At 59.9% G+C, this 3,488-nt stretch carries 2 protein-coding genes; both read right to left on the reverse strand.

What is annotated here, in order from left to right; all coding sequences use genetic code 11:
- Positions 1–345: 345 nt before the first annotated feature.
- Positions 346–2,043 (reverse strand): aa3-type cytochrome oxidase subunit I, encoded by a 1,698-nt coding sequence (gene ctaD, locus HMPREF3166_RS06225; protein ID WP_035005012.1) that lies wholly within the window; start codon positions 2,041–2,043, stop codon positions 346–348.
- A gap of 305 nt (positions 2,044–2,348) precedes the next feature.
- On the reverse strand, positions 2,349–3,344 hold the full coding sequence (gene nrdF, locus HMPREF3166_RS06230; RefSeq protein WP_035005014.1) for a class 1b ribonucleoside-diphosphate reductase subunit beta: 996 nt from the start codon (positions 3,342–3,344) through the stop codon (positions 2,349–2,351).
- Between the last annotated feature and the right edge of the window lie 144 nt (positions 3,345–3,488).

A 3,488-nucleotide genomic window follows, 5' to 3' on the forward strand; every position in this document is an offset into this window, starting at 1 on the left:
CATTCTGGGCTATTTCGGACCCCACCAGCCGGTGCGGTGGACAGGAATGCAAGTCAGCGGACAGGTATGCAAGTCGGCGGCCGGAAGGCATGCAAGTCAGCGGACAGGTATGCAAGCCACCAGACGGCTGCCGACGCAGCGGGCAGGCTGTCGGCGCAGCAGGCTGACGGCCGGCATGCAAGCCCCCGCCAGGCTCTCACCCCAGCCCCGCCCCCAGACCCCGGGAATGCAAAAATCCACACCCCGCGTAGTAGAGGTGTGGATTTAAAGCCTGGCCAGCCGCCAGGCACCTAGCGACTGCGCTGGGCAGTGGCCGGGTGAGGGGGGCGTCACTAGAAAGTGCGCTTAGAAGTGGCGACCGACGTGAGCCTCGTCGCGCATGCGCTTGACCATGTGCGGGTGGTGCAGTTCGAACGCCGGGCGCTCGGAGCGGATGCGAGGCATGGAGTTGAAGTTGTGGCGCGGCGGCGGGCAAGAGGTTGCCCACTCCAGGGAGTTGCCGTAACCCCACGGGTCATCAACGGTGACGACCTCGCCGTAGCGGTAGGACTTAAAGACGTTCCACAGGAACGGGATCATGGAGATCGCCAGGATGCAGGCACCAACCGTGGAGATCTGGTTCAGGGTGGTGAAACCATCCGTCGGCAGGTAGTCAGCGTAACGACGCGGCATACCCATGTTGCCCAGCCAGTGCTGCACCAGGAAGGTGGTGTGGAAGCCGATGGTAACCAGCCAGAAGTGGATCTTGCCCAGCTTCTCGTCCAGCATGCGACCGGTCATCTTCGGGAACCAGAAGTAGATACCAGCGAAGGAAGCGTAGGTCACGGTACCGAACAGGGTGTAGTGGAAGTGAGCAACCACGAAGTAGGTATCCGAGACGTGGAAGTCCAGAGCCGGGGAAGCCAGCATGACACCGGTCAGACCACCGAAGAGGAAGGTGGCGAAAAAGCCGACCGCGAAGATCATCGGGGTCTCGAAGGTCAGGCGGCCCTTCCACATCGTGCCCAGCCAGTTGAAGAACTTCATACCGGTCGGCACGGCGATCAGGAACGTCATGAAGGAGAAGAACGGCAGCATCACGGCGCCGGTCACGAACATGTGGTGCGCCCACACGGCCATGGACAGTGCAGCAATCGACAGGGTTGCGAACACCAGGCCGACGTAGCCGAACATCGGCTTGCGGGAGAACACCGGGAAGACCTCGGACACGATGCCGAAGAACGGCAGTGCCAGGACGTAAACCTCAGGGTGGCCGAAGAACCAGAACAGGTGCTGCCACAGGATAGCGCCGCCGTTACCGGCGTCGTAGATGTGGCCACCCAGCTTGCGGTCGTAGAAGACACCCAGGGCTGCAGCGGTCAGCAGCGGGAAGATCAGCAGAACCAGCAGAGAGGTAACCAGGATGTTCCAGGTGAAGATCGGCATGCGGAACATGGTCATACCCGGCGCACGCAGGCACAGGATGGTGGTGATCATGTTCACAGCGGAAGCGATGGTACCGATACCACCAACGCCGACACCCAGGATCCACAGCTCAGAGCCCACACCCGGAGAGTGCGTAGCGTCTGCCAGTGGCATGTACATGGTCCAACCGAAGTCAGCAGCACCACCCGGGGTCAGGAAGCCGAGCAGCATAACGACACCACCGGCGGTGGTCATCCAGAAGCCGAAGGCGTTCAGGCGGGGGAATGCCACGTCAGGCGCGCCGATCTGCAGCGGCAGGATGTAGTTCGCGAAACCGAACACCATCGGGGAGCCGTACAGCAGCAGCATGATCGTGCCGTGCATCGTGAACAGCTGGTTGAACTGCTCATTGGACAGGAATTGCTGACCCGGAGAGAAAAGCTCGATACGGATCAGCAGGGCCATCAAGCCACCAATCATGAAGAAGGTGAAGGACATGATTAGGTACATGATGCCCAGAAGCTTGTGGTCGGTCGTGGTCAGCATCTTCCATGCGAGGCTGCCACGCGGTGCCTCACCGAAAGGCGCAGGCCGAGCCGGGGAAACCTCATGGCTTTCCCTAGGCGCTACTGCGGTCATTAGTTCCTCCTGACTACGCGTGACCTGCCCTTTTCCTCTTGCGAGCCTTAAGCAACTCACAGGATTCTTTGAGCCGGTCACCCAAAAGAATGTTTCCTCTACCCTGTTCCCGCTGGGTCGGCTTCGTCAACAACCGACCCGAACAGACGCAGAATGCTTACATAGTATCCCGTCAACGCGCATTTCAATAGCCGTGGACGGTGCTCAGCTAACAGATCCCACGTTTTCGGGGGTGCTAACCGGGGTGATAGCTATGCGGCGGCTTCGAAGTCGCCACCTAGAAGTCGCCGCATATGAGTCGCCTACTAGAAGTCCCAGTCGTCGTCGACGGTGTTTTCAGCCTTACCAATTACATAGGAAGAGCCGGAGCCGGAGAAGAAGTCGTGGTTCTCGTCACCACCCGGGTTCAAAGCGGACAGGATCGCCGGGGAGACGCGAGTCTCGTCAGCCGGGAACAGCCCCTCATATCCCAGGTTGTTCAGCGCCTTGTTGGCGTTGTAGCGCAGGAAGCGCTTCACGTCCTCGGTCCAGCCGAGCTCGTCGTACAGATCCTCGGTGTACTGCGCCTCGTTGTCGTACAGCTCCAGCAGCAGGTCGAAGGTGTGCTCCTTCAGCTCCTCCTGGCGCTCCGGAGTCTCGTTTTCCAGTGCGCGCTGGTACTTGTAGCCGATGTAGTAGCCGTGCACGGACTCATCGCGGATGATCAGACGAATAATGTCCGCGGTGTTGGTCAGCTTCGCGTGCGAGGACCAGTACATGGGCAGGTAGAAACCGGAGTAGAAAAGGAAGCTCTCCAGCAGAACGGAGGCGATCTTCTTCTTCATCGGATCTTCACCCTCGTAGAAGTCGAGGATGATATTCGCCTTGTTCTGCAGCTTGTCGTTCTCCTCGGACCAACGGAAAGCATCGTTGATCTCCGGCGTGGAGGCCAGCGTCATGAAGATAGAGGAGTAAGACTTCGCGTGGACGCTCTCCATGAAGGAGATGTTCGTCATCACTGCTTCCTCGTGCGGGGTGGCCGCATCCTCGATCAGCTTCACCGCACCGACGGTGCCCTGGATGGTGTCCAGCATGGTCAGGCCTGTGAACACGCGCATGGTCGCCTGCTTCTCCATGTCGTTCAGCGTGGACCAGCTGGGCACGTCGTTGGACAGCGGCACCTTCTCAGGCAGCCAGAAGTTGGCGGTGAGGCGATCCCACACCTCCAGGTCCTTCTCGTCCGGAATGCTGTTCCAGTTGATGGCGGATACCGGATCGCCGCCGACGCGGTGTACGGGAGTGTGGGGTGCGTGCGCACTCATCGCTTGCGTGTCTCCTTCTTCACAAAACGTGCTGATTTTCTCGCTGACCCTCAGCTTGTGCACTTCGCCCCATCGTACCCCGTTTCCTCGACGCGCCTACCCCTCGGCCACTATGAACTGCTCCCCATTAGTTGGACTGAGAAA

It is taken from the genome of Corynebacterium sp. HMSC08A12 (assembly GCF_001807485.1).
GTDB lineage: Bacteria > Actinomycetota > Actinomycetes > Mycobacteriales > Mycobacteriaceae > Corynebacterium > Corynebacterium evansiae.

Excerpts from the sequence above, each read along its gene's own strand:
- ctaD (WP_035005012.1), bottom strand. The coding sequence starts at position 2,043 with ATGACCGCAGTAGCGCCTAGGGAAAGCCATGAGGTTTCCCCGGCTCGG.
- nrdF (WP_035005014.1), bottom strand. The coding sequence starts at position 3,344 with ATGAGTGCGCACGCACCCCACACTCCCGTACACCGCGTCGGCGGCGAT.